This window comes from Bradyrhizobium sp. 31Argb (assembly GCF_043638955.1).
GTDB lineage: Bacteria > Pseudomonadota > Alphaproteobacteria > Rhizobiales > Xanthobacteraceae > Bradyrhizobium.
Genome location: NZ_JBEGDB010000040.1, coordinates 1 through 24,291 on the forward strand (window position 1 = coordinate 1; position 24,291 = coordinate 24,291).

23 protein-coding genes are annotated in these 24,291 nt (G+C 64.2%); 4 read left to right on the plus strand and 19 right to left on the minus strand.

The genetic code is table 11. The features are described 5' to 3' along the window. Positions 1–199 (plus strand): hypothetical protein (locus tag AAFX91_RS10710; protein WP_394566425.1); only part of this gene is annotated, 199 nt, incomplete at its 5' end. Between the two features lie 11 nt (positions 200–210). On the opposite strand, the gene AAFX91_RS10715 is transcribed toward AAFX91_RS10710, so the two are convergent. Further along, positions 211–1,581: a peptidoglycan DD-metalloendopeptidase family protein gene (locus tag AAFX91_RS10715; RefSeq protein ID WP_394566426.1), complete on the minus strand. Its 1,371-nt coding sequence runs from the start codon at positions 1,579–1,581 to the stop codon at positions 211–213. 110 nt (positions 1,582–1,691) lie between these two features. Continuing rightward, positions 1,692–2,342 carry a protein-L-isoaspartate(D-aspartate) O-methyltransferase gene (locus AAFX91_RS10720; protein ID WP_207234475.1) on the minus strand — a complete coding sequence of 217 codons (651 nt, stop codon included), beginning with the start codon at positions 2,340–2,342 and terminating at the stop codon, positions 1,692–1,694. A 288-nt stretch (positions 2,343–2,630) separates the two neighbouring features. Between AAFX91_RS10720 and AAFX91_RS10725 the strand changes: the two genes are divergently transcribed. After that, positions 2,631–3,008 carry a response regulator gene (locus tag AAFX91_RS10725; RefSeq protein WP_028165592.1) on the plus strand — a complete coding sequence of 126 codons (378 nt, stop codon included), beginning with the start codon at positions 2,631–2,633 and terminating at the stop codon, positions 3,006–3,008. Between the two features lie 33 nt (positions 3,009–3,041). Here AAFX91_RS10725 and surE read toward each other — a convergent pair whose 3' ends face one another. The 12 genes from surE to AAFX91_RS10785 all read right to left on the minus strand — a co-directional run bounded on the left by surE (position 3,042) and on the right by AAFX91_RS10785 (position 14,980). Further along, positions 3,042–3,809, minus strand: a complete 768-nt coding sequence (surE, locus tag AAFX91_RS10730) for a 5'/3'-nucleotidase SurE (RefSeq protein ID WP_130579169.1) — start codon at positions 3,807–3,809, stop codon at positions 3,042–3,044. A gap of 90 nt (positions 3,810–3,899) precedes the next feature. Continuing rightward, complete coding sequence (locus AAFX91_RS10735) at positions 3,900–4,292, minus strand: hypothetical protein (RefSeq protein ID WP_130579167.1); 393 nt, start codon at positions 4,290–4,292, stop codon at positions 3,900–3,902. A gap of 14 nt (positions 4,293–4,306) precedes the next feature. Further along, positions 4,307–5,650 (minus strand): serine--tRNA ligase, encoded by a 1,344-nt coding sequence (gene serS / locus AAFX91_RS10740; RefSeq protein ID WP_394566427.1) that lies wholly within the window; start codon positions 5,648–5,650, stop codon positions 4,307–4,309. A 111-nt stretch (positions 5,651–5,761) separates the two neighbouring features. Next, positions 5,762–6,571: a twin-arginine translocase subunit TatC gene (gene tatC / locus AAFX91_RS10745; RefSeq protein ID WP_130579163.1), complete on the minus strand. Its 810-nt coding sequence runs from the start codon at positions 6,569–6,571 to the stop codon at positions 5,762–5,764. Further along, positions 6,568–7,104 carry a Sec-independent protein translocase protein TatB gene (tatB, locus tag AAFX91_RS10750; protein WP_130579161.1) on the minus strand — a complete coding sequence of 179 codons (537 nt, stop codon included), beginning with the start codon at positions 7,102–7,104 and terminating at the stop codon, positions 6,568–6,570. Before tatB ends, tatC begins: the two co-directional genes overlap by 4 nt. Before the next feature lie 143 nt (positions 7,105–7,247). Then, positions 7,248–7,484 carry a twin-arginine translocase TatA/TatE family subunit gene (locus AAFX91_RS10755; RefSeq protein WP_130579159.1) on the minus strand — a complete coding sequence of 79 codons (237 nt, stop codon included), beginning with the start codon at positions 7,482–7,484 and terminating at the stop codon, positions 7,248–7,250. A 157-nt stretch (positions 7,485–7,641) separates the two neighbouring features. Further along, complete coding sequence (gene scpB / locus AAFX91_RS10760) at positions 7,642–8,415, minus strand: SMC-Scp complex subunit ScpB (RefSeq protein ID WP_394566428.1); 774 nt, start codon at positions 8,413–8,415, stop codon at positions 7,642–7,644. A gap of 21 nt (positions 8,416–8,436) precedes the next feature. Beyond that, positions 8,437–9,267, minus strand: coding sequence for a segregation and condensation protein A (locus tag AAFX91_RS10765; protein ID WP_394566429.1), 831 nt, complete (start codon positions 9,265–9,267; stop codon positions 8,437–8,439). Further along, positions 9,264–10,286 carry a beta-N-acetylhexosaminidase gene (nagZ, locus tag AAFX91_RS10770; RefSeq protein ID WP_394566430.1) on the minus strand — a complete coding sequence of 341 codons (1,023 nt, stop codon included), beginning with the start codon at positions 10,284–10,286 and terminating at the stop codon, positions 9,264–9,266. The genes AAFX91_RS10765 and nagZ overlap by 4 nt, the downstream gene beginning before the upstream one ends. Positions 10,287–10,332: 46 nt before the next feature. After that, a complete protein-coding gene (locus AAFX91_RS10775; protein WP_394566431.1) occupies positions 10,333–11,844 on the minus strand; it encodes an SPOR domain-containing protein in 1,512 nt (503 codons plus the stop codon). Between the two features lie 118 nt (positions 11,845–11,962). After that, on the minus strand, positions 11,963–13,759 hold the full coding sequence (gene argS / locus AAFX91_RS10780) for an arginine--tRNA ligase (protein WP_394566432.1): 1,797 nt from the start codon (positions 13,757–13,759) through the stop codon (positions 11,963–11,965). Between the two features lie 9 nt (positions 13,760–13,768). Continuing rightward, entirely contained in the window at positions 13,769–14,980 is a 1,212-nt protein-coding gene (locus AAFX91_RS10785; RefSeq protein WP_394566433.1) for a deoxyguanosinetriphosphate triphosphohydrolase, read from the minus strand. 190 nt (positions 14,981–15,170) lie between these two features. Between AAFX91_RS10785 and erpA the strand changes: the two genes are divergently transcribed. Next, positions 15,171–15,500: an iron-sulfur cluster insertion protein ErpA gene (gene erpA, locus AAFX91_RS10790; protein WP_027579088.1), complete on the plus strand. Its 330-nt coding sequence runs from the start codon at positions 15,171–15,173 to the stop codon at positions 15,498–15,500. An 8-nt stretch (positions 15,501–15,508) separates the two neighbouring features. On the opposite strand, the gene AAFX91_RS10795 is transcribed toward erpA, so the two are convergent. From AAFX91_RS10795 to AAFX91_RS10805, 3 genes are read right to left on the minus strand one after another with little or no spacing between them, the layout of a single operon-like run. Next, positions 15,509–16,354, minus strand: a complete 846-nt coding sequence (locus tag AAFX91_RS10795) for an amidohydrolase family protein (RefSeq protein ID WP_394566434.1) — start codon at positions 16,352–16,354, stop codon at positions 15,509–15,511. Further along, complete coding sequence (locus tag AAFX91_RS10800) at positions 16,354–19,476, minus strand: efflux RND transporter permease subunit (RefSeq protein ID WP_130579147.1); 3,123 nt, start codon at positions 19,474–19,476, stop codon at positions 16,354–16,356. Before AAFX91_RS10800 ends, AAFX91_RS10795 begins: the two co-directional genes overlap by 1 nt. Before the next feature lie 3 nt (positions 19,477–19,479). Beyond that, the gene (locus AAFX91_RS10805; protein ID WP_394566435.1) at positions 19,480–20,613 is read right to left on the minus strand and encodes an efflux RND transporter periplasmic adaptor subunit; all 1,134 of its coding nucleotides are present in this window, start codon (positions 20,611–20,613) and stop codon (positions 19,480–19,482) included. Positions 20,614–20,779: 166 nt separating this feature from the next. Here AAFX91_RS10805 and xth point away from each other — a divergent pair, with 166 nt between their 5' ends. Beyond that, a complete protein-coding gene (xth, locus tag AAFX91_RS10810) occupies positions 20,780–21,571 on the plus strand; it encodes an exodeoxyribonuclease III (RefSeq protein WP_394566436.1) in 792 nt (263 codons plus the stop codon). An 82-nt stretch (positions 21,572–21,653) separates the two neighbouring features. On the opposite strand, the gene AAFX91_RS10815 is transcribed toward xth, so the two are convergent. Together AAFX91_RS10815 and ilvD are read right to left on the minus strand one after the other, a co-directional pair. Further along, a complete protein-coding gene (locus AAFX91_RS10815) occupies positions 21,654–22,493 on the minus strand; it encodes a tetratricopeptide repeat protein (protein WP_028165610.1) in 840 nt (279 codons plus the stop codon). Further along, positions 22,480–24,204, minus strand: coding sequence for a dihydroxy-acid dehydratase (ilvD, locus tag AAFX91_RS10820; protein ID WP_394566445.1), 1,725 nt, complete (start codon positions 24,202–24,204; stop codon positions 22,480–22,482). Before ilvD ends, AAFX91_RS10815 begins: the two co-directional genes overlap by 14 nt. Positions 24,205–24,291 lie beyond the last annotated feature (87 nt).

The following is a 24,291-nucleotide window of genomic DNA, read 5'->3' on the forward strand; positions in this document are numbered from 1 at the left end:
CGGTCTTGTAAAGACGATTCACCATCCGCGAATCGTACCTCAACTTCCCGAAATCCGCGAAATTCTTGCCCAGCCTGTTCGCTCCATCCGGGCTACGGAGCTATTTCGATTGTCATACGCGGGCTTGACCCGCGTATCCATCGATCTTCGCAAAGGCGCTTTGTTCAAAGATGGATTGCCGGGTCAAGCCCGGCAATGACGAAGACGGCCTCACGCCCCGTTGAGGAATTGCAGCGGGTCGACCGGGGATGATCCCTTGCGGATCTCGAAGTGAAGCTGCGGCGAAGTCACCTCTCCCGACTGGCCCGACTTGGCAATCACCTGACCGCGCTTGATCGTATCGCCGCGCTTCACGAGCAGCTCACTCGCATGGGCATATGCGGTGACGTAGCCGTTGGAGTGCCGCACCAGGACCAGATTGCCATACCCCTTCAGTTCGTTGCCGGAATAGGCGACCACACCATCCTCGGCCGCCTTCACCGGCGTGCCCTCGGGCACTGCAAGGTTGATGCCGTCATTGGACTTGCCGTTGGTCTTGGCGCCATAGCCGGTGATCACCTTGCCGCGGGCCGGCCAGCGGAAGGTCGGCAACGAGCTGGTGGTCTCGCTCGGCTTGACCGCCACCGGTTCGGCGACCGGAGCAGGCTGTTCGACATTCGCCGCGGGCTGGACCAGCCGGGCGCTTTGCGGCTGCGCGGTCGCAACCACCTTCGGTGCCGGAGCAGCCGGCACGGGAGCCGGTGCCAATGCGGGTGCCGGCGCTGCGGGCGCAGCCGCGGCCGTCTTGGCGCCCGGGACGGTCAATTTCATGCCAAGGCTGAGCCTGGCCGACTGATCGAGATGGTTGGCCTTCGCAAGCTCGGCCGGCGAGACGTGATGCTGGCGCGCGATGCTGTGCAGCGTGTCGCCCTTGTTGACGTAATGGACGCCTCCGGCCGTGGCTGCGACGGCGACCGGCTTGCTCACCGGCGGCGCGACAGCAGGTGCTGGCGCTGCCGCCACCGCAGCCGGGCGCGGGATGACAAGCTGCTGGCCGGGCGACAGCGCGCGCGGCCCCTTGTAGCCGTTGGCGCGCAGGATTTCGGCGGTCGAGACGTTGTAGCGCTTCGACAACACTTCCAGCGTATCGCTGGTGCCGACGATGATCGTGGTGCCGCCGTGGCCTGCGGGCGCGCGCGCCACCGACTGCGGCACGGTCCCCGTGGCCTCAAGGCGCGGCGGTTGTTGTGGCGGCGCATAGGATGCCACGCCCCGCCCGCCTCCTGACACGCCGGAGTTGGAGACCGGATAGGATTGCGGCGCAGCAACCGGCGGCGGCAGCGGCTGGGATTGATAGGACTGCGACTGCGAATACGGCGATTGCGGCCGCGCATATTGCGGCAGCTCACGCCGCTCGACCGGCTGCTGCGGCACCGAGCCGGTCGCCTGAGGCTCGAAGGCGAAGGGATTGTTGGAATAGGAGTTTTGCGAGAAGCGCGTCGACATGTCGCCGCTGCACCCGGCAAAACCGACCGACATCAGCGCCAGCACCGCCACCTGCGGGACGCGGCGCGAGCGAAGCAACTCGACGACAGCGGACATGGTTACACACTCGTACGCAACAAAATACTGTTTTGAGTAAACACGTACCGAGTAAACAAGCGCTTAACCTTCGGAATAAGGTATTGGCGCGAGGCAGCAATCCCCAGACTCTACAGTTCCCGCGCCACCCCCGGCAGGGCCGGCACGAAGCGCACGTCGACCAATTCCTTGCGCTCGAAGCCGGTCTCGGTCCTGATCACCCGGACCAGCGTCTGGGTACCATGGTGTGGGCCGACCGGCGCGATCAGGATGCCGCCGACCTCGAGCCGCTGCAAAAGCTTCTCCGGAATCTGCTCCATCGCGGCGGTGACGATGATGCGGTCGAAATCGCCGGCGCCGGCGGGCACGTCGAAGCCATCGCCGAGCATGACCTCGATATTGTAATAGTCGAGCTTCTCCAGCCGCTGGCGGGCGGTATCGGCCAATGTCCGGTACCGCTCGATCGTCAGCACATGCTTGCACAGCCGCGAGAGGACCGCGGCATGGTAGCCGGAGCCGGTGCCGATCTCGAGCACCCGGTGCTCCCGGTTGAGCTGGAGCTGTTCGGTCATGTAGGCGACGACGAAGGGCTGGCTGATGGTCTGCCCGCAGGCGATGCCGAGCGCGCTGTCGCGGTAGGCATGGTCGCGGTCATTGGCCGCGACAAAGCGCTCGCGCGGCACCTCCTCCATCGCACGAAGCACCGACTGGTCGCTGATGCCGCGCCGCCTCAGCGCGAGCTGAAACATCATTTTCTCGGGCGGCTCAGATGTGCTGGCCATAGCGGGTCTCGTAAGCTTGCTGCGCGGCACGGTTGCCGAGCACGATCCTAGCCGATTAATGCCACACCAACTCGAAATCCCGCGTTGAGGAAAATTTCCCTCACGATCGCGTTCCCTCCCCGGAACCATAGCCATGACGCGGCGTTGGCGAGCAAGTATTTTATTCCCCATATGATCGGCGACGACGCACGATCGAGGCTCTGTGAGGCGAGCATGAGCGCGAACGTTTACGTTGCGCCTGCGGGAGATATTTGCGAACGTGGCGCGGGGACAGGCAAGGATTCCGACATGACTACCGCACGGCCTGAGGGCTGTTCTGTGTTTCTCGTCGAAGACGAGGTCATGATCCGGATGATGGTCGCCGACATGCTGGAAGAGCTGGGTCACAGCGTGGCGGCCGAGGCCGGGGAAATCTCAGAAGCGGTCAAGCTCGCGCAGTCGACCGAGTTCGACCTCGCGATCCTTGATGTCAATGTCAACGGCAAGGTGATCACACCCGTCGCCGAACTGATCAACGCGCGCAACCGTCCCTTCATTTTCGCGACCGGCTATGGCTCTTCGGGCCTGCCGGAGGAATATCGCGATCGCCCCGCGCTGCAGAAGCCATTCCAGCTTGAAACGCTCGCCCAACTGATCGACAGCACGCTCAAGAGCGCACCGGTCTAGCATTCACAAGGCAAATCCGTAGCCCGGATGGAGCTATTTCAGCGTCGACGTCAGCGCTTCCGAGAATGCCTCATCGGTGCGGTCGAGCCGCAGCGGCGTGACCGACACGTAGCGCGCCGCAAGCGCCGCGAGATCGGTGCCTTCCGCCGGCGTGTCCATCATCGCCGTGCGCTCAAAACCGATCCAGAAATAGGGATTGCCGCGGCCATCGCGGCGCTCATCGATCTTCAGGAAACCGAGATTGCGCTTGCCCTGCCGGGTGACGCGGATGCCCTTGACGTCCTCCGGCACGCAGGCCGGGAAATTGACATTGATCACCGTGTTCTTGGGAATGCCGGCATCCATCACCTTGCGCACGATGTCGGGACCGAATTGCAGCGCGGTGTCCCAGAGCGGCTTTTCACGGGTCTCGAGGCTGAATTCCTGCGACAGCGCAAATGACGGCAGGCCCAGTATGGTGCCCTCGAGTGCGCCGGCGATGGTGCCGGAATAGACCACGTCCTCGGCGACGTTGCGGCCCTTGTTGACGCCCGACAGCACGAGATCCGGCAGTTTGGGACCGAGGATATGGCGTGCGCCCATGATCACGCAGTCCGTCGGCGTCCCCCGGACGGCAAAGTGGCGCGGACCGATCTCGCGCAGCCGCAAGGGATCGTTCAGCGACAGCGAATGCGACACGCCGGACTGGTCGAGCTCCGGAGCCACGATCCAGACGTCGTCGGACAAACTGCGCGCGATCTGCTCGACGACCTTCAACCCCGGCGCGTGGATGCCGTCATCATTGGTGCAGAGAATTCGCATCCGTTCAAAATGCCCTGTTCGATCGCCTGTCTTGCCAAAGGTCTTAACCGGCAAACGCCGCAGAGGCAAACCCCGGCGATTTGCGGGTTGTTACCGCTTCATCCGGACACGCCAGGGACGCAGGAATTTGGCGCTGCCGGCGATCCGAAGCTGAAATCCTGTGGTTTTCTGCGGTGGCGGCTCACCGGCTCCAGTGGTCGCTACCTCCACTTTCCCGGCGACCGGCGGCGGCTCGGCCGCCGAATCGACCTCAGCGGTTACAGGCGGTTTCGTGTGGCGCTGCCGCGCGACCCAAAGCCCTTTGCCAAAATCGACCGGATCGAACCATGTCTGCGCGCCCAGATCGCCCGCGAGCCCCTCGTCCCAGAGCCGTGCGATCTCGATATCGAACTTTCCGCCGTGCCGTTGATCGATCAGTTGCATCCCGAAACCGGTGACGGCCCACTGCCGTCCGATCCAGTAGATGTCGCGATGCAGCGCCATCTTGCAGGTTCACTTCACTTGTCGTGCTCGATCACTTTCAAGCCGCCCATATAGGGCTGCAGCACGTCGGGAACGGCAATCGAGCCGTCCTGCTGCTGATAGTTTTCCATCACGGCGATCAGCGCTCGGCCGACCGCGGTGCCGGAGCCGTTCAGCGTGTGCACGAAGCGTGGCTTGCCGTCACTGGGGCGGTAGCGCGCATCCATTCGCCGGGCCTGGAAATCGCCGCAGACCGAGCAGCTCGAGATCTCACGATAGGCGCCGCCATCGCCCTGACTTGAGAATTGTCCTGGCATCCACACTTCGATGTCGTAGGTCTTCTGCGCGGAGAAGCCCATGTCGCCGGCGCACAGCGTCATCACGCGATAATGCAGGTCGAGCTGGCGCAGCACTTCCTCGGCGCAAGCCAGCATGCGCTCATGCTCGTCGCGACTGGTCTCAGGCGTCGTGATCGAGACCAGCTCGACCTTCGTGAACTGGTGCTGGCGGATCATGCCGCGCGTGTCGCGGCCGGCGGCGCCCGCTTCGGCGCGGAAGCAGGGCGTGAGCGCGGTCAACCGCATCGGCAGCTCTTTTTCGTCGACGATGGATTCGCGGACGAGATTGGTCAGCGAGACCTCGGCGGTCGGGATCAGTCCGAGACGCTCGCTCTTCAGCCGCTCTTCACCGGCAGTCAGCAATTCGCCCTTGATCGCCCAGAACTGGTCGTCCTCGAATTTCGGCAATTGCCCGGTGCCGAACATCACCTCGTTGCGCACCAGGAGCGGCGGATTGATTTCGGTGTAGCCGTGCTCATTGGTGTGCAGGTCGAGCATGAATTGCCCGATCGCCCGCTCCAGCCGCGCCAATCCCTTCTTCAGCACGACGAAGCGCGCGCCCGACAATTTCGCGGCCGCTTCGAAATCCATGTAGCCGAGAGCGCCGCCGAGATCGTCATGCGGCTTCGGCGCAAAACCGTACTGTCGCGGCGCGCCGAAGAGGTGGTGCTGCACGTTGCCGTGCTCGTCGACGCCATCAGGCACATCGTCCGCGGGCAAGTTCGGAAGCGCGGCGAGTTGCGTGTTCAATTCCTCATCGGCCACCTTCGCGGCGGCCTCGAGCTCCGGCAGCGAGGTCTTGAGCTCCGCGACTTCAGCCATCAGCTTCGCCGCGCGCGCCTCGTCCTTGGCTTTCTTGGCTTCGCCGATCTCCTTGGACGCCGCATTGCGCCGTGCCTGCGCCTGCTCGGACGTCAGAATTGCCGCGCGGCGTTTCTCGTCGATCGCAAGCAACGACGGCGACAGGGGCGCAAACCCGCGCCGTTTCATTCCGACGTCGAAAGCCTCGGGATTGTCGCGGATCGCTTTGATGTCGTGCATGACCACATTCCTACGTCATGGCCGGGCTTGTCCCGGCCATCCACGCCTCGATTGCAAGGTCTGTAAAAGACGTGGATGCCCTGGACAAGCCCGGGCATGACGAATAACGCCCTACTCGGCCGGATTGGTGGCGCTGGGTGTGCCGCCGGCCGAGGTTCGGGCGGCGGCTGCCTTCTTCTCCACCACGCGCACGGCGATGATGGCGCCCTCGTAGAGCGCCAGCAAGGGGATCGCGAGCGAGGCCTGGCTCAGCACGTCCGGCGGGGTCAGGACCGCGGCAATGATGAAAGCGATGACGATGAAATAGCGCCGCTTCTCGCGCAGCATCTGCGAGGTCACGATGCCGATGCGGCCAAGCAGCGTCAGGATCACCGGGAGCTGGAAGGCGATGCCGAAGGCGAAGATCAGCGACATCATCAGCGACAGATATTCGCCGACCTTCGGCAGAAGCTGGATCTGCGCGGTCTCCGCGCCGCCCATCTGCTGCATGCCCAGCGAGAACCGCACCAGCATCGGCAGCACCACGAAATAGACCAGCATCGCGCCGGCCACGAAGAACACGGGAGTGGCGATCAGATATGGCAGGAACGCGTTGCGCTCGTGCCGATAAAGCCCGGGCGCCACGAACTTGTAGATCTGGGTTGCGACGATCGGGAACGAGATGAAGCCGGCGCCGAACAGCGCAAGCTTGAGCTGGGTGATGAAATATTCCAGCAGCGCGGTGTAGATGAATTTCGAGTTCTCAGGCCCGGCGACCCAGACGAACGGCCACACCAGCACGTTGTAGATCTGCTTGGCGAAGAAGAAGCAGAAGATGAAGGCCACGCCGAATCCAAGCAGCGCCTTGATCAGCCGCGAGCGCAGCTCGATCAAGTGGTCCATCAACGGCGCCTTGCTGGCTTCGATGTCTTCGGCGCTCATGACGCTTTGGCGCTCTTTTGCACGTCGGGCACCTCAGGCGTGTCCTGCGGCGTTGCCGGCTGCGGCTCAGCCTCTTTGACAATCGCGAGCGGCTCGTTCGCCGCCGCGTGCGCTTCGGCTTCCACAAAGGTCTCCGGCGTAGGTGCGGCCGGCGTCGTTGGAATTACCGGCGTATCACCCGGCGATGCCGGCGGCAGAGCGGCCGGCGCATCCGCAGGCTTGGCCTCCGCGGGCTTCTCGATGTCGCCGATCTGCAGGGCGTCGTTCACGTCCTTCTGCAGTGACGTCATGACATTCCCGCTGGTAATGCCCGTGGCGGCTTCCCTGACGTCGTCAAAGCCCTTCTTGAGCTCGGCCATCTCGGCCTCGCGCATGGCTTCCTGGAACTGGCCCTGGAATTCAGCAGCCATCCGGCGTGCCTTGCCCATCCACTGGCCCACCATCCGGAGCACGCCGGGGAGTTCTTTCGGGCCGATGGCGATCAGCGCGACGACCGCGATGACGACCAGTTCACTCCACCCGATGTCGAACATGAAAGATTCCGCTCACGCGCGCAAACAACCCCGGCCCTTGTAACAGGATTTGGGGTCGCACGTGTTTTTTCTCAACGAACGTCCATAGCGTTTTCAGGCGACGTGGTCACCGGTTCGCGTGAAGAAAACGCGTCAGACAAGCCTTAGACAGCCTTGCTGCCGACGTCCGACCGTGCTGCCGACGGCGCCGCATTGTGATCAATGGACTTCACCGGCTCGGCGGGCTTTTCTGCAGTCTTGTCATCGTCCTGCATGCCCTTCTTGAAGGCCTTGATGCCCTGCGCGACATCGCCCATCAGGTCGGAAATCTTGCCGCGGCCAAACAGCAGCAGGACCACTGCGATCACGACGATCCAGTGCCAAATGCTAAGCGAACCCATCCTGCAAACCCTCCAAACGTGACCGGCGCACCGGCCTAAGCTTCGAGCGGAAAGTAGGCCCGCAGGGCGTCAAAAACAAGGACTCAAGCCGCGGCAAATCGCTGTCGCGGCTACGCAATATTGCTACCGTTAACCTGCGGCGTTCCGGCTGCGGGGGTCAGGCTGAATCCTTGCCATCACCCTCTGAAGGGCCACCGCCCTCTGAATCCGAATCCTTGCCGCCGCCCTCTTCGGGCTCGGCAACCGGCGCCAGGAACAGTTCCAGATTGTCGCCGGGCTCGAGCGGATCCTCGTCCTCGCGAAGCGTCGGATCGTCCGATGGCGTCGGAACATTGAAGCCGGACGGCAGGCGCGAATCCAAAAGACCGGTTCCCTTCAGCTCGTCGAGACCGGGCAGGTCGCCGAGCGCCTCCAGGCTGAACTGCGAGAGGAACGCTTCCGTCGTGCCGAAGGTGAGCGGCCGTCCCGGCGTCTTGCGGCGCCCGCGGGGGCGGATCCAGCCGGTTTCCAGGAGCACGTCGAGCGTGCCCTTGGAGGTGACCACGCCGCGGATCTCCTCGATCTCGGCGCGGGTCACCGGCTGGTGATAGGCGACGATCGCCAGCACCTCGATCGCCGCGCGCGAGAGTTTCTTCGTCTCCGTGGTCTCGCGCGTCATCAGCCAGGCGAGATCACCTGCGGTGCGGAAGGTCCATTTGTTGGCGACACGCACCAGATTGACCCCGCGCGGGGCGTATTCCGCCTGCAGTTGCGCCAGCGCGGCCTTGACGTCGACGCCCTCGGGCATGCGCTTGGCCAGGGTGGCCTGGTCGATCGGCTCGGCGGAGGCGAACAGCAGGGCTTCCAGAAGCCGCAATTCCTCGGGCCGCGCCTGCGGATCGGTGACGTGCTCCTCGGCATCTTCCATGCGCTTTTCCGCCAGGCTTGCCATGGCTCGGTCTCCTTCTTCCACTTACTCAGCCGTAATGTCCGGCGCGGTGGCACCGGGCACTTGCGGCAAACGCTTACGAAAATAGAGCGGCGCGAACGCTCGGCTCTGGTTCAGCTCCATCTCGCCTTCCCGCACCAATTCCAGCGCGGCGGCGAAACTCGACGCGAACACGGTCGCCCGCTGCGACGGTTCGACGACGTAGTCCATCAGGAATTCGTCGAGGCAATTCCAGTGCTCGTTATCGGCCGCACCGACGAGGCGTTCCAGCGAGGCGCGCGCTTCGGCAAGCGACCACACCGTGCGCTTGGTCAGATGCACGCTGGCCAGCACCCGCTGCTGGCGCTGCACGGCGTAAGCCGTGAGCAGGTCGTAGAGCGTCGCGGTGAATTTCGGATGCTTGATCTCGGCGATGGACTCCGGATTGCCGCGCGGAAAGATATCGCGCTGGAACTGCGGCCGGTTCATCAGCCGGTTCGCCGCTTCCCGGATCGCCTCGAGCCGCCGCAGCCGGTCGGCAAGCGCGGTCGCCATCTCCTCGGCGCTCGGCCCTTCCGCTGCGGGCGGCTCCGGCAACAACAGCCGCGATTTCAGGTAGGCGAGCCAGGCCGCCATGACCAGATAATCGGCGGCAAGCTCCAGCCGGATCTTCCGCGCCGCCTCGATGAACTGCAGGTACTGGTCCGCGAGCGCCAGGATCGAGATCTTGGACAGGTCGACCTTCTGCTGCCGCGCGAGCGTCAGCAGGAGGTCGAGCGGGCCCTCATAGCCGCCGACGTCGACCACCAGCGCCGGTTCGTCCTCGCTGATTTCAGCCGGCCGGCCGGTCTCAAACGACAGAATTTCCGCGGTCATGCCGTACCTACTTGTCCTATCAAGGCATCCAGTTCGGCCCGTGCCGCCAGCCGGTCGAACGGAAGCGGCGGTTTCCGTGCTGCCAGCGCGCGCTTGGCGCGCTCCAGCGCCTCGCCGGTCAGTTCCGGCGTTTCGCGCGCAACTTCGCGCACCTCGTCGAGCTTGCCGTTGCAGTGCAGGACCATGTCGCAGCCTGCGCTAATGATCGCCCGGGTCCGCTCGGCGATCGATCCCGAGAGCGCGTTCATGGACACGTCATCACTCATTAACAAACCCTGGAACCCGATACCGTCGCGAATCACCTGTTGGATGATTGTCGCAGAAGTCGTCGCCGGTTGGGCGGGGTCCAGCGCACTAAACACAACATGTGCAGTCATCGCCATCGGCAGGTCCGCAAGCGGCCGGAATGCCGCAAAGTCGGTCCGTTCCAGTTCGGGCCTGGCCGTATCGACGGTCGGCAGCCGGAAATGGGTGTCCGCCGTGGCCCGTCCGTGACCTGGTATATGTTTCAGCACCGGTAAAATACCACCCTGCTCTAATCCGTCCGTCACGGCGCGGGCAATGGCGGCCACCTTGGCTGGATCGGTTCCATAGGCGCGGTTGCCGATCACGGCGTCGGCGCCCTCAACCGGCACATCCGCCAGCGGCAGGCAGTCGACGGTGATCCCGAGATCCGCCAGATCGGCGGCAATCAGCCTCGCGCTGAGCCGCGCGGCGGCAAGCCCGAGCTGCGAATCGCGATCGTACAACGCTCCAAACGCCGCCCCGGCGGGATAGACGGGCCAATGCGGCGGTCCAAGCCGCTGCACCCGGCCGCCCTCCTGATCGATCAGGACCGGCGCGTCGGGTTGACCTACGACGGAGCGGCATTCACGAACAAGTGCAGACACTTGATCCGGAGTGTCAACGTTCCGCTTGAACAGGATGAAGCCCCACGGCCGTTCAGCGCGAATGAACTCGCGCTCGGCATCGGTCAGCTCAAACCCGGATACGCCCGTGATGAATGCGCGGTTTACCATGCGGCCGATTAGGCCGCATGTGTCCTGAGGGTCAAGGAAACCGCCGTTAATTTCTTTGGATGAGGCATTGCGGTCCGCCGGCAGCCTTCAGGCTGTTGCAAACCTGCGTGGCCTGATCCACGGAACTGAACGGACCGGCGAACGCTCGGTAGTACACCCCCTTCTCGCCGAGATCGACGCGCTTCACGACCAGCGACTGCGATCCGAGCACGCTTGGATACTTGCCCTGCAGCGCCTTGTAGGAGGCCTGCGCATCGGCCTCGTTCCGCTGCGAGGAGACCTGAACCACATACCCTCCGCTGCTCACGCTCGCGGTGGGATTGGTCGAAGCGACACGGGTTGGCGCCGGATCGGGCTGCGGCGCCCCGGGTGCCAGCGACATCGGCGTGTTGGCGCTCGCGTTGGCCGATTGCGGGTTGCCATGGGACGGGGTCACCGACGCAGTCCGCATGACAGGCGCTGACTTGGCTGGCGGAGGCGGCGCCGACGCCGGCACGCCGGCATCTGCCGAATCGCCCTTGACCGAAAGCGTCCGGATCCGCCGCGGCTCATTGTTCGGCAGCGTACCGCTCGTGGTCAGCGGCGAAGCTGCCGAGGGAGCGACGCTCGCCACCGGCGGCGGGTTGGCATTCTGGTTCAACGGCGGAAACACCACGCGCGGACCGGTATTGGAGGTGACGTCGACCGGCGTCTCCTCCCGCGAGATGAGCTTTTCCGTGCCGTTGCCGGACGCCATGCGGTCTGGCGCCTTGCCGGCACCGTCAGGCTGCGACATGATCTTGGTCGGGCTGTTATCGGCCTTGATGATCGGCGGCTCGCCGCTGCGGGGCGACCCCACATAGGTCCGGTAGCCAAAGGCTGCGCCGGTGCCCACCACCGCGAGCGCTAGCACGGCCCCTACCGTCATCAGTCCGCTGCTACGCTTCCGCGGCGGAGGCTCCTCGTCTTCGTAAGCGGCGCTCTGATAGGCGTAGGGATCGTCGGGATACGCCGCTTCGCGCTGAAAATCCTGCTCGCCGGCTTCGATCTGGCCATAAAGCGCATCGTCGTAACGCGATGGATCAAGCTGCTGCGCCGGCTCCTCGAGCGGCAACTCCTCGCGATATTCCGGCACCGGCGCGCGATATTCCGGCGTCGGCACCGGCGCCGCTGCGTGCTGCGCGGTGTAGCGATGCAGCGGGTGCACGGCGCTCGGCTGAATATCCGGCTCTTCGTAGTCCTCCGATGGCGCAGCATAGTCCTGCGACGGCGCAGCATATTGCTGCGGCGGCGCGACCTCATGGCGGGCGCGCTGCATCCAGGGCGGTGGGCTGGCCGGCAGGTCCAACTCCTCATCCTCAGCCTGCGGCTGATAGGTCTGCGGCCGGACATTGGCCCGCGACTGCAGGGGATGCGGCGCCGGCTGCGGCTTGGGCGGAGTGGTGGCAAACGGATCGGCTTGTCCGATCAGCCGTGCCAGTTCGGCCAGCGGGTCGTTTTCGGCCCGACCCGTGGCATTGGTGCCGCGATCGTAGTCGAGATCGGCGGGAAAAGTTCGGTTTTGATATCGATCAGCCATCGTGATCTTGCATCCCCTTCGGGACAGCGCCAAGTCGCCTGCAACTTCCTGGTGCGAACGAGTTGGTCCCTGCCAAGTACCCCCACGATCCCCATCGCGAGAGGCTTCGCCCCTGCTGCTACCGCATCTCGGTTGGGGCGTGGACGCCTAGAACAGCTAGACCCGATGCCAGAACCGAGACAACGCCCTGAACCATTGCCAGTCGCGCCCTTGTGATCTCTGCATCATTATTCATAATGAAGCGTAAATAGGGCAGATCGCCCCCTTTGTTCCACAGCGCGTGGAACTCGCTGGCCAAATCATACAGATAAAAGGCGATCCGGTGCGGCTCGTGTGCGACGGCCGCAGCCTCGATCATGCGCGGATAGAGCGCCAACTGCTTGAGCAGGCTGAGTTCTGCCGGATCGGACAGCCGCTCCAGCGCCGCCCCCGAAAGATAATCCCGCCGCGCGCCGTCCTCGTCCGGCAGATCGGGCAAAACCTCCTGCCGCGCGTTACGGAAGACCGAATGGCCGCGGGCATGCCCATACTGGACGTAGAACACGGCATTGTCCTTGGTCTGCTCGATCACCTTGGCGAGGTCGAAATCGAGCACGGCGTCGTTCTTGCGGAACAGCATCATGAAGCGCACCGCATCCGAGCCGACCTCGTCGACGACTTCGCGCAGCGTCACGAACTCGCCGGCGCGCTTCGACATCTTCACCGGCTCGCCGTCGCGCAGCAGCCGGACGAGCTGCACGATCTTCACGTCGAGCTCCGCCTTGCCGGCGCTCACGGCCTTCACCGCCGCCTGCATGCGCTTGACGTAGCCGCCATGGTCGGCGCCGAACACATCGATCAGATTGTTAAAGCCGCGCTCGAACTTGTTGCGATGGTTGGCGATATCCGACGCGAAATAGGTGTAGGTACCGTCCGACTTGATCAATGGACGATCGACATCGTCACCATAAGCGGTGGCACGGAACAGCGTCTGCTCGCGGTCCTCGTAATCCTCGACCGGCTTGCCTTTCGGCGGCGGCAGACGTCCCTCGTAGATGTCACCCTTGTCACGCAGGAAATCGATGGTCTCGGCGACCTTGTTGTTGCCGGTCTCGATCAGCGAGCGTTCGGAGAAGAACACGTCGTGCTTGATGTTGAGCGCGGCGAGATCGTCCTTGATCTCGGCCATCATCATCGCGATCGCCTTGTCGCGCACGATCGGCAGCCAGGCGGCCTCGCGCATCGAAAGCAGCTTGTCGCCGTATTCCCTGGCAAGCGCCTGCCCCACCGGCTTCAAATAGTCGCCGGGATAAAGCCCCTCCGGGATCGCGCCGATGTCCTCGCCGAGCGCCTCGCGGTAGCGCAGATAGGCCGAGCGCGCGAGGACGTCGACCTGCGCGCCGGCATCGTTGACGTAATATTCGCGGGTGACGTCGAATCCAGCGAACTCCAGCAGGCTGCAAAGCGCATCGCCGAACACCGCGCCGCGGCAATGGCCGACATGCATCGGTCCGGTCGGGTTCGCCGAGACGTACTCGACATTGACCTTCTCGTTGCCGCCCATCGCGCTGCAGCCAAAGCCCACCCCCTCGCGCAGGATCGTGCGCAGCTCGCCGATCCAGACGTGCGGCTTCAAGGTGAGATTGATGAAGCCGGGACCTGCGACGTCGACGGACGCCACCAGTTCGTCTTCCCGCAGCTTCGCCGCGATCTTCTCGGCGAGATCGCGCGGCTTGGCCTTGGCCTCCTTTGCCAGCACCATCGCCGCGTTGGTCGCCATGTCGCCATGGCTGGCCTCCCGCGGCGGCTCGACCACAATGCGCGAAAAATCGATGCCTTCAGGCCATTGGTCCTCAGCCGCGAGCGCGGCACAGATCGCCCGCACGCGCGCGAGCACATCGGCAAAAAGGTGCGAAGAAGCAGGTTTGTCGGCCATGGGCGCCGCCTAACGCAAATCCGGGGTCGAGTCAAAAAGCCTGTTATGCTCGATCAGGGCGTAGCGGTCGGTCATTCCGGCAATGAAATTACCGATCCGCCTGGCGCGTTCCGCCTCGGTCTCCGCCTCCCTACCCCCCACCCACTCGGGCGGCAGGTCGCCCGGGGATTGCCGGTAGCGCGCGAATAGGTCGAACACGATCTGTTCGGCGTCGTCCATCACCCGCATGACCCGCTGGTGGCGGTACATCCGCTGCCAGAGGAAGCTCTTGATCTCCGCCTCCTCCTCGGCCACGGCCGGCGGAAACGCAATCAGCGGCCCATTGTGACGGCGCACGTCGTGAGCGGATTGCGGCTGTGCGGCTTCGAGCCGCCGGCCCGCTTCGGCGAATACCGCGCTGATGAAATGCGAGATCAACTCGCGCACCAGTTCCGCGCCACGCCGGACTTCGTCCAGAGCCGGATAGTGCCGGTCGATTTCCGTGATGATCTCCGCGGTCAACGGCATCACCTTGAGTTCGTCGACCTTGAACAGCCCCGCGCGCAGGCCGTCATCAATGTCGTGGGCATCGTAGGCGATGTCGTCGGCGAAGGCCGCGACCTGGGCTTCGAGCGAGGCAAAACTCCATAGCTCCAGATCGTAGGTCCTGTTGTACTCGAAAATACCGATAGGGATGCCGCCTGTCTCGCGGTAGCGTCCGGCCGGCGCACCGTCGCGCTCGGTCAGCGGGCCGTTGTGCTTGACGATGCCCTCAAGCGATTCCCAGGTGAGATTGAGCCCGTCGAATTCCGGATAGCGGTGCTCCAGCGCGGTAACCATGCGCAGCGTCTGCGCATTGTGATCGAAGCCGCCATGGGGTTTCAGGCACCTGTCCAACGCCCGCTCGCCGGCATGGCCGAACGGCGGGTGTCCGAGGTCATGCGCCAGCGCCAAGGTCTCCGTCAGGTCCTCGTCCAGCCCGAGTTGGCGGGCCAGCGCACGGGCGATCTGTGCAACTTCCAGCGAATGGGTCAGCCGCGTGCGGTAGTGGTCGCCCTCGTGGAACACGAAGACCTGGGTCTTGTACTTCAGCCGCCGGAACGCAGTGGAATGGATCACCCGGTCGCAATCCCGGCGGAAGGCGCTGCGGGTCTTGCTCGGGGCCTCCGCGAACAGCCGCCCGCGGCTGCGATCGGGGTCGCAGGCATAGGGCGCGCGGGGAGCAGCCATTCCGACCGACACGGTATTTTAGTCCTTATCCATTTGATTCCGCTTCCTTCCGCACTTAACTATGGTGAGGGCGGGATACCAAATGAATTGGGTATGACGCTGCCAGCATGATCCGGAAAAGTGGATACCGGTTTTCCCTCGCGACAAACGCGGAGCGTCTGCGCGGAGATCGTGCTCAAATGATAAGGCTTCGGAGCTTGCCATGACTGATTCTGTCACCATCACCGAGCGGGCCGCCCGCCGGATCGGTCAAATCCTCAAGAGCGAGGGTGACGGTGCGATGCTGCGCATTTCGGTCGAGGGCGGCGGCTGCTCCGGCTTCCAGTACAAGTTCGACGTCGATCGCGCCAAGGCGGAAGACGATCTTGTGATTTCCCGTGAGGAGGCGGTGGTGCTGGTCGATCCGGCCTCCGCGCCGTTCCTGGCGGGGTCCGAGGTCGATTTTGTCGACGATTTGATCGGCGCCTCGTTCCGCGTGGTGAATCCGAACGCGACCGCCTCCTGCGGCTGCGGCACCAGTTTCTCGATCTGATTTTTCTCTCAGCGGCTGGCGAACAGCGCCCGCGCATTGCCGTGCGCGATCTTTGCGGCGATGTCGGGCGGTAGCTGATCGAGCCAGGCGCGGTAGCTGGCCATGATGTCGCCGTAGCTTGCCCAGCGTTCCGGCACCCAGGTGTCGGAGCCCAGCAGGAAGCGGTCGGGGTAGCGCTCGAACAGCGTCCGCCATTCCGTCGTCAGCTTCCCTGCCCCGTCGACGATGCCGCCGCGGTAGGACAGCTCACCCCACAGGTTCGGATATTTGCCGAGCATCGCGGCGACGCGATCGGTCGGCAGGCCAAAGCCGGTATGCGCCCAGATGATCCTGGCGCGCGGATTGTGCCGCATCAGGATCTCGACAGCCTCCTGATCAGCGTGCGCGTGCAAATAGAGATCGTGGTCGACTGCGAAATCGACGGTCTTCTTCACCCACTCGGTGTCAGCCGCTTTGCCCGACAAATGGAATTCGCCGATACCGCGATAATAGCCGCGCTTGAACTCCTGCTGCACGAGGTCGAAGATCGCGGGATCGCCAAACCAGGTCTGGATGTCGGCACGCACGCGGTAGGGCCGCAGGAACGGCACCACCTCGAGGCCATCAGCCTTGGCATCGACCAGCGCATGCGTCCCGGTATTGGGACGGCTGGTCGCGATGATGCCGGTGATGCGGTGCTTCCTGAACAGCGCCAGCACTTCATCGAGCTTGTAGGTGGGCGTCGGCTCCCAATTGTAGTGCAGATGCGCGTCGAAGATCTCGATCGGCTCGGCCGCGCGGGTGGGTGCGCCGATCGTTGCGAACCACAGTGCGGCGGCAAATCCCGCCGCCCACATTGCACGGGGAAGCAGCATCACTCCGCCGCCACCACGTGCGGCCGATCCTCGCCACCTTCCTCCTGCGGCTCGAGCCTGCGGCGCAGCCGACGGTCGATGCGGTCGAGATAGATGTAGATCACCGGCGTGATGAACAGCGTCAGCAGTTGCGAGACACAGAGTCCGCCGACCACGGCCACACCGAGCGGCTGGCGCAGCTCGGCACCCGCGCCGGCGCCGAGTGCGATCGGCAGCGTGCCGAAGATCGCGGCAAAAGTCGTCATCATGATCGGACGGAAGCGCAAGAGTGCGGCTTCGCGGATTGCGTGTTCGGCGCTCAAGCCCACGCGACGACGCTCGAGCGCGAAGTCGACCATCATGATTGCGTTCTTCTTGACGATCCCGACCAGCATCACGATGCCGATCATGGCGATGACCGACAGCTCCATGTTGAACAGCATCAAAGTCAGGATCGCGCCGATACCGGCCGACGGCAGGCCGGAGATGATCGTGATCGGGTGGATGAAGCTCTCGTAGAGAATGCCGAGGATCACGAACGCCGCGAACACCGCGGCGAGGATCAGCACGCCCTGCCCCCGCAGCGAATCCTGGAACACCTGCGCGGTGCCGGAGAAGCCGGTCGCGATCGTCGCCGGCAGGTTCGAGCTCTGCTCCAGCGCCGTGATCTGGTCGACCGCATAACCCAGCGAAGTGCCGGGCGCGAGGTTGAACGAGATCGTCACCGCCGGCTGCTGGCCCTGGTGGTTGATCTGCAGTGGCCCGACCGACGGCACCAGCCTTGCGACAGCATCCAGCGGAATGGTCTGGCCGTTCCCCGTCTTCATGTAGAGCTTGGACAGATTGGACGGATCGACCCGGAACTCCGGCTGCACCTCCAGGATGATCTGGTAGTCGTTGGAGGGCATGTAGATGGTGCCGACCTGGCGCGCGCCATAGGCGTTGTAGAGCTGGTTACGCACCTGATCGACGGTGACGCCGTAGACCGCAGCCTTCTCGCGGTCGATGTCGACCGTCATCTGCGGGTTCTTGATGTAGAGATCGGTGGTGACGTCGAGCAGGCCCGGAATCTTCTCGATCTTGTCGCGCAGGTCAGGCGCGATCCGGTACAGCGACTCGGTATCACCGCTCTGCAGCACATATTGATACTGGCTCTTGGAGACGCGGCCGCCGATGTTGAGGTTCTGGACGCTCTGGAAGAATGCCTGCATGCCCGGGATGGCGCGGGCCTTCTGGCGCAGCCGTCCGATCACAACGCTAGCGTTGTCGCGCTCCTTCTGCGGCTTCAGTGCGATGAACAGGCGGCCGTAATTCGCGGTCGGGTTGGGGCCGCCGGAACCGACGGTCGAGTTGACGTAGTCGATCGCAGGGTCGGTCCGAAGCACGTCGACCAGCGCCTGCTGGCGCACCTTCATCGCTTCGAATGACGTGTCGGTCGCAGCCTCGGTCACGCCGATCAGGAAGCCGGTGTCCTCCTGCGGGAAGAAGCCCTTCGGCACGATCATGTAGAGATAGAAGGTGCCGGCGAGCGTCGCCAAGGTGACCGCGAGCATCAGCGCCTTTTTCGCCAGCACCCAGTCGAGCGCCCATTCATAGGCCCGCAGCAAGGCGTCGAACATCGCCTCGAACGCCCGCAGCACGACATTCGGGCGCTTGGTCTCGTCATGGGCGCGCAGCACGCGCGCGCACAGCATCGGCGTCAAGGTCAGCGAGACGAACCCGGACACGATGATCGCGATCGAGATCGTCACCGCGAATTCACGGAATACGCGGCCGACGATGCCGCCCATCAGGAGCACCGGGATGAACACGGCGATCAGCGAGAAGGTGATCGAGATGATGGTAAAGCCGATCTCGCGCGCGCCCTTCAGTGCCGCCTCGAACGGTCGCATGCCGCGCTCGATGTGGCGGACGATGTTCTCCAGCATGACGATGGCGTCGTCGACCACAAAGCCGACCGACAGCGTCAGCGCCAGCAGCGTCATGTTGTTGACGGAGTAATCCAACGCGTACATCGCGGCGAAGGTGCCGAGCAGCGAGATCGGGACCGCGAGCGCCGGAATGAAGGTGGCCCACAGCGACCGCAGGAACAGGAAGATCACCAGGATGACCAGCGCGATCGCGATCAGCAGGGTTTCCTCGACGTCGTTGACCGCCTGCCGGATCGAGACCGAGCGATCCATCATCACCTGCATGGTCACCGAGGGCGGGATCGAGGCACGCAGTGCCGGCAGCTTCGCCAGCACGGAATCGACCACCGCAACCGTATTGGCGTCGGGCTGCTTCTGGATCGCGAGCACGATCGCGCGCTCGTCGTTCAGCCAGGTCGCGACCTTGTCGTTCTCGACGCTGTCATAGACCTTTGCGATTTCATCGAGTCTGACCGGCGAGCCGTTACGCCAGGCGACATAGATCTGCCGGTAGTCGGCTGCCTTGTCCATCTGGCCGGAGGCCTGCAGCGCGACGTCCTGCTTCGGCCCGTTCAGCGTTCCGACCGGGGTCGAGGAATTCGCGCGCGACACCGCGGTCCTGATGTCCTCGAGCGACACCCCGCGCGCCGCCGCGGCCACGGGGTCGGCCTGGACCCGGATCGCGAATTTCTGAGCGCCGTAGATCAGGACCTGGGCGACGCCCGGAAGCTGCGACAGCGCCTGGCCGATGGTGATGTCGCCATACTCGTTGACGGCCGAGAGTGGCAGCGTCGCCGAGTTCAGTGAGATGAAGAGAATCGGGAAGTCCGCAGGGTTCACCTTGCGGAAGCTCGGCGGTGTCGTCATCTCGATCGGCAGCCGGCGCTGCGCGATCGTCAGCGCGGTCTGCACGTCGAGCGCCGCGGCATCGATGTTGCGGTTGAGATCGAACTGGATGGTGATGACGCTCGTGCCCTGCGAGGAGTTCGAGGACATCGAGGATATGCCCGCGATCGTCGAGAGCTGCCGCTCGATGATGCCGGCGACCGAGGCCGCCATGGTGTCGGCGCTCGCGCCCGGCAGGGTCGCGGTCACCGCAATGGTCGGGAAATCCACTTTCGGCAGCGCCGAGACCGGCAACAGGCGGAAGCCGAAGATGCCAAAGGCGATGATCGCCGCGGTGATCAGCGTCGTCATCACCGGTCGCCGGATGCAAAGTTCGGGCAGCGACATCGCTCACGCCCCGGCCTTGCGGGCGCGCGGCTCGGCCCGCGTGCCGTCCGACAACAGCAACTGGCCGTCGACGACGACGTCCTCGCCGCCGGAGAGCCCCTCGGCGATCACCGAGAAGCCGCCGAAGGTGCGGTCGACCTTGACCGGCATGACCTTGGCCACGCCGTCCTTCACGGCGAAGACATAGTTGCCGTTCTGGCTGCGCTGGACCGCGACTGTCGGAACCACCACGGCATCCTCGTTACGGATGATCAGCTTGGTCTGCACCAGAATGCCCGGCCACAGGGTCTCATTTCCATTGTCCATGATGCCGCGGACGGTCACCATGCCCGTGGTCGAGTCCACCGTGTTCTCGACCATCGCGACCTTGCCCTCTTCCGAGCGCTTGTGCCCGGGGACGGTCGCGATCACCTTGGAATCGCCTTTCGCCATCGCGTCGCGGAGGTCGACCAGCACGCGCTGCGGAATCGCGAAGGTCACGTAGACCGGCGCCATCTGGTTGATGGTCGCGAGCGGCTGGGTGTCGGCGGGGCGCACGAAATTGCCGACCTTCACATTGGCGGCGCTGATGCGGCCCGCGAACGGCGCGCGGATGACAGTGTAGCTTTTCTGGACCCGCAAATTTTCCAGTGCCGACTGGTCGGCCTTGATGGTTCCGATCAGGATGTCGGACTGGGTCTTGGCGTTGTCGACATTGACCTGGGTGGTCGCGCCCTTGGCGACGAGATCGTTGTAGCGGCGGAGATCGCGCTGCGCGCCCTCGAGCTGGGCCTGGTCCTTGGCCAGCACACCCTCCGCCTGCTCGATCTGGGCGTCGATTTGCCGCGCGTCGAGCGTGAACAAGAGGTCGCCTTCATTGACCTTGGCGCCGTCCTCGAAATGCACGCCAATGATCGTGGTCTCCAGCCGTGACTTCAGCGCCACGCTGACAATCGGCGTCACTGTTCCGATGGCGTCGACATCGACGGGCACCGAACGCCGCTCCGCCTTGGCGAGCTCGACCGAAACCGCGCGCGGCCGCTGGGGCGCCTGCGCGCTCGCGCCACCACCGGCGAGCCACGAAGAGCGGGTGGCGTAGGCGGCCACGGCAACGATGCCGATGACGCCTGCAACGAGGATCAAATTTCTTTTCTTCATGCTTTTTGCTCGTCCGCCGGCCCGCAACGGCCGTGACGACCCAATCCTGCCCCTGCCAGCCCCTCGACGGCGCATTTTGCGCCATTAATTCTTAAATCGTTATCACAGCCCTGCGGCACATGGTATGCCAACGGCCGAAATTGTGGCTACGACTTAGGTCCCCTTCATGCGCATCGCGACGTGGAACGTCAATTCGATCCGGCAGCGGCTCGAGCTCCTCCTCACTTGGCTTAAGGAGTGCTCCCCCGACATCGTCTGCCTGCAGGAAATCAAATGCACCGACGAAGCGTTTCCGCGGCTGGAGATTGAATCGCTCGGCTACAACGTCGTCACCCACGGACAAAAGACCTTCAACGGCGTCGCCCTGCTCTCCAAGCTGCCGTTCGACGAGACCAAGTCGGGCCTCGCCGGCGATGATGAGGATGCCCACGCCCGCTTCCTCGAAGGCGTCGTCACCCACAAGCACGGCGTGCTCAGGATCGCCTGCCTCTATCTGCCCAATGGCAACCCGGCGAATAGCGACAAATATCCCTACAAGCTCAAATGGATGTCGAGGCTTCTTGAGTATTCGAGGGAGCGACTTAAAGCGGAAGAGCCACTGATCCTTGCCGGCGACTTCAACGTGATCCCGGCGGCGTCGGACGTCTACAACCCGCCGGCCTGGGTGGAAGACGCCCTGTTTCGCCCGACCACCCGCGAAGCGTTCCAGTCCCTGCTCGGCCTCGGCCTGACCGACGCGCTGCGCGCCGTCACTGACGCGCCCGGCCAGTACACGTTCTGGGACTATCAGGCAGGAGCCTGGCAGAAAAACTGGGGCCTGCGGATCGATCACCTCTTGATGTCGCCCCAAGCCAGCGACCGGCTGACCCATATCGGGGTCGACAGCTACGTCCGTGCCTGGGAAAAACCGTCAGACCACGTGCCGGTGTGGGCCGATCTCGACTTCGAGGCTGCGTAAAAACGGCACTCTCGCCCTCCCCGCTAACGCAAGAGGAAGTGCGGCATCCAATCGCGGAGGATGCAATGCGACCCAATCTCGGCTAGTCGCGGCGGCCCTGCACCCAGTGCTCGAGCATCTGCAGCGCCATCGCACGGTCGTCGTCGGAGGCCTTGGCGAACGCGCGGTTATAGCTTTCCTTGATCCACATCTCGTCGGGAGCGGCGCTGTCGCGGGCGAGCGTCAGCCACATCAGTCCGCGGGCCCGCTGCGGCGGCAGCCTGTCGCCGTTGAACAGCATCTGGCCGAGCAGCGCCTGGGCCTGGTGCTGGCCCTTCTGGGCCGCAAGACCGAGCCAGCGCGCGCCATAGCGGAAATCTTCCCGCGAGGCGTCCGGCGTCTTCAGATAGAGCCGGGCGAGGTCATACTGGGCGTCGGCATTGCCGAAATAGGACGCGGCATAGGAGAACATCTCCCGCGCCCGGTCGGTGTCCGCCTTGATCTTCGAGTTCGGAATGCCGTTGAGGTAATAGCGCCCCAGCGCCACGAAGGCCTGGGCCACGATCGTCGCCTGCGGCGCCGACGGGCTGTCCTCGGCATGCGCATTGGCGATGCGGCTGAAATATTCGAAGGCGCGCAGATCGTCCTGGGCGACACCGTCGCCTTCGGCATACATCCGGCCAAGCTTCCACTGGGCGACGGGATGGCCGCCCTCTGCGGCAAATTGCAGCGACGAGAAGGAACTCGTGGAATTGGCGGCGTTCGCCGTGGGCGGCGGAACCGCGATCCGCTTCAATCCGCCCCCAGCGCTGGGCTGAGGGGAAACCATCGGCAGCGTGGCGTCCGACGGATTGACCGGGGCGCCGTCAAACGCGAATCCGGGGCCCGCCACCGGAATGGCCCCTAAAATCAACGCAATAATCGTACGCTCAAATGTCCGCATAACACTGTTTCTCGTGCGCGCCACCCGGATGGGTGATCGCGCCATCCACCGCAGGCCCGACCTGCTGGGCATACTTCCACAGCGCACCAGATGTCTGGTTAGTCGCGCGAGGAGCCCATTTGGTCTTGCGTTCGGCGAGCTCGGCGTCGCTCAACTTTACGTTAAGAGTCCCGGCCACCGCGTCGATCTCGATGATGTCGCCGTCCTGAAGCAGCGCGATCGGTCCGCCGATGGCGGCTTCCGGCCCGACATGGCCGATGCAGAAGCCTCTCGTGGCGCCCGAGAACCGGCCGTCGGTGATCAGCGCGATCTTGCCGCCCATGCCCTGCCCGGTCAGCGCCGCCGTCGTTGCCAGCATTTCCCGCATGCCCGGACCGCCCTTCGGCCCCTCATAGCGGATGACGATGACCTCGCCTTCCTTATAGGTCCGCTTCTGGACCGCCTCGAAGGCGTCCTCCTCGCGGTCGAAGCAACGGGCAGGCCCGGTAAACTTCAAGTTCGACATGCCCGCGACCTTCACGATCGCTCCTTCCGGCGCAAGATTACCCTTCAAGCCGACGACACCGCCGGTGACGGTGATCGGCTTGTCCGCCGGACGGACCACGTCCTGATGCGGATTCCATTTCACGCTTTTGAGGTTTTCGGCGATCGTTCGGCCCGTCACGGTCAGGCAATCGCCGTGGAGGTAGCCGTTATCGAGCAGCGTCTTCATCAGCAGCGGGATGCCGCCAGCCTCAAACATGTCTTTGGCAACATAACGGCCGCCCGGCTTCAAATCAGCGACATAGGGAGTCTTTTTGAAGATTTCCGCCACGTCGAACAGATCGAACTTGATGCCGCATTCATTGGCGATCGCCGGCAGATGCAGCCCGGCATTGGTCGAGCCACCGGAGGCCGCGACCACGGCCGCAGCGTTCTCCAGGGATTTACGGGTGATGATGTCGCGCGGCCGGATGTTCTTGGCGATCAGCTCCATGATCTTCTCGCCGGCGGCGGCGCAGAACGCGTCGCGGATCTCGTAAGGCGCCGGCGCCCCGGCAGAATACGGGAGTGCGAGCCCGATCGCTTCCGACACGGTCGCCATGGTGTTGGCGGTGAACTGGGCACCGCAGGCACCGGCCGAGGGACAGGCCACCCGCTCGATCTCATCAAGGTCGGCATCCGACATGGTGCCCACCGAGTGCTTGCCGACGGCTTCGAACATGTCCTGGACGGTGACCTGCTGGCCGCGGAAATTGCCGGGAAGAATCGAGCCGCCATAGATGAAGATCGAGGGCACGTTGAGGCGGACCATCGCCATCATCATTCCGGGCAGCGACTTGTCGCAGCCGGCGAGGCCAACCAGAGCGTCATAGGCGTGGCCGCGGACGGTCAGCTCGACCGAATCGGCGATGCATTCCCGAGATGGCAGCGACGAGCGCATGCCGTCATGGCCCATGGCGATGCCGTCGGTGACCGTGATGGTGCAGAATTCGCGCAGGGTGCCGCCGGCGGAGGCCACGCCCTTCTTCACCGCCTGAGCCTGGCGCATCAGCGAGATATTGCAGGGCGCGGCTTCGTTCCAGCAGGAGGCCACGCCGACGAACGGCTGGTGGATCTGCTCGGTGGTGAGCCCCATGGCATAGAGATACGAGCGGTGCGGGGCGCGCTCGGGGCCCTCCGTCACGTGGCGGCTTGGCAGCCTGTTCTTGAGATTGGTCTTGGCGTCCATCGCGAACCCAGTTTCCCTAGCCATCTCTGCCTTGACCCGGGAAATGGTGATCTTCCCTTCGCTTCGCGAGTGCCGTGGCTTTAGCCT

Bases quoted from the DNA above. Each gene is read 5' to 3' on its own strand.
- tatC (WP_130579163.1), bottom strand. From the start codon at position 6,571: ATGAGCGCCGAAGACATCGAAGCCAGCAAGGCGCCGTTGATGGACCAC.
- AAFX91_RS10800 (WP_130579147.1), bottom strand. From the start codon at position 19,476: ATGTCGCTGCCCGAACTTTGCATCCGGCGACCGGTGATGACGACGCTG.
- AAFX91_RS10795 (WP_394566434.1), bottom strand. From the start codon at position 16,354: ATGCTGCTTCCCCGTGCAATGTGGGCGGCGGGATTTGCCGCCGCACTG.
- nagZ (WP_394566430.1), bottom strand. From the start codon at position 10,286: ATGGTAAACCGCGCATTCATCACGGGCGTATCCGGGTTTGAGCTGACC.
- AAFX91_RS10775 (WP_394566431.1), bottom strand. From the start codon at position 11,844: ATGGCTGATCGATATCAAAACCGAACTTTTCCCGCCGATCTCGACTAC.
- scpB (WP_394566428.1), bottom strand. From the start codon at position 8,415: ATGGCAAGCCTGGCGGAAAAGCGCATGGAAGATGCCGAGGAGCACGTC.
- ilvD (WP_394566445.1), bottom strand. From the start codon at position 24,204: ATGGACGCCAAGACCAATCTCAAGAACAGGCTGCCAAGCCGCCACGTG.
- AAFX91_RS10725 (WP_028165592.1), top strand. From the start codon at position 2,631: ATGACTACCGCACGGCCTGAGGGCTGTTCTGTGTTTCTCGTCGAAGAC.
- argS (WP_394566432.1), bottom strand. From the start codon at position 13,759: ATGGCCGACAAACCTGCTTCTTCGCACCTTTTTGCCGATGTGCTCGCG.
- AAFX91_RS10720 (WP_207234475.1), bottom strand. From the start codon at position 2,342: ATGGCCAGCACATCTGAGCCGCCCGAGAAAATGATGTTTCAGCTCGCG.
- xth (WP_394566436.1), top strand. From the start codon at position 20,780: ATGCGCATCGCGACGTGGAACGTCAATTCGATCCGGCAGCGGCTCGAG.
- tatB (WP_130579161.1), bottom strand. From the start codon at position 7,104: ATGTTCGACATCGGGTGGAGTGAACTGGTCGTCATCGCGGTCGTCGCG.
- AAFX91_RS10715 (WP_394566426.1), bottom strand. From the start codon at position 1,581: ATGTCCGCTGTCGTCGAGTTGCTTCGCTCGCGCCGCGTCCCGCAGGTG.
- AAFX91_RS10805 (WP_394566435.1), bottom strand. From the start codon at position 20,613: ATGAAGAAAAGAAATTTGATCCTCGTTGCAGGCGTCATCGGCATCGTT.
- surE (WP_130579169.1), bottom strand. From the start codon at position 3,809: ATGCGAATTCTCTGCACCAATGATGACGGCATCCACGCGCCGGGGTTG.
- erpA (WP_027579088.1), top strand. From the start codon at position 15,171: ATGACTGATTCTGTCACCATCACCGAGCGGGCCGCCCGCCGGATCGGT.
- AAFX91_RS10755 (WP_130579159.1), bottom strand. From the start codon at position 7,484: ATGGGTTCGCTTAGCATTTGGCACTGGATCGTCGTGATCGCAGTGGTC.
- AAFX91_RS10815 (WP_028165610.1), bottom strand. From the start codon at position 22,493: ATGCGGACATTTGAGCGTACGATTATTGCGTTGATTTTAGGGGCCATT.
- serS (WP_394566427.1), bottom strand. From the start codon at position 5,650: ATGCACGACATCAAAGCGATCCGCGACAATCCCGAGGCTTTCGACGTC.
- AAFX91_RS10765 (WP_394566429.1), bottom strand. From the start codon at position 9,267: ATGACCGCGGAAATTCTGTCGTTTGAGACCGGCCGGCCGGCTGAAATC.
- AAFX91_RS10735 (WP_130579167.1), bottom strand. From the start codon at position 4,292: ATGGCGCTGCATCGCGACATCTACTGGATCGGACGGCAGTGGGCCGTC.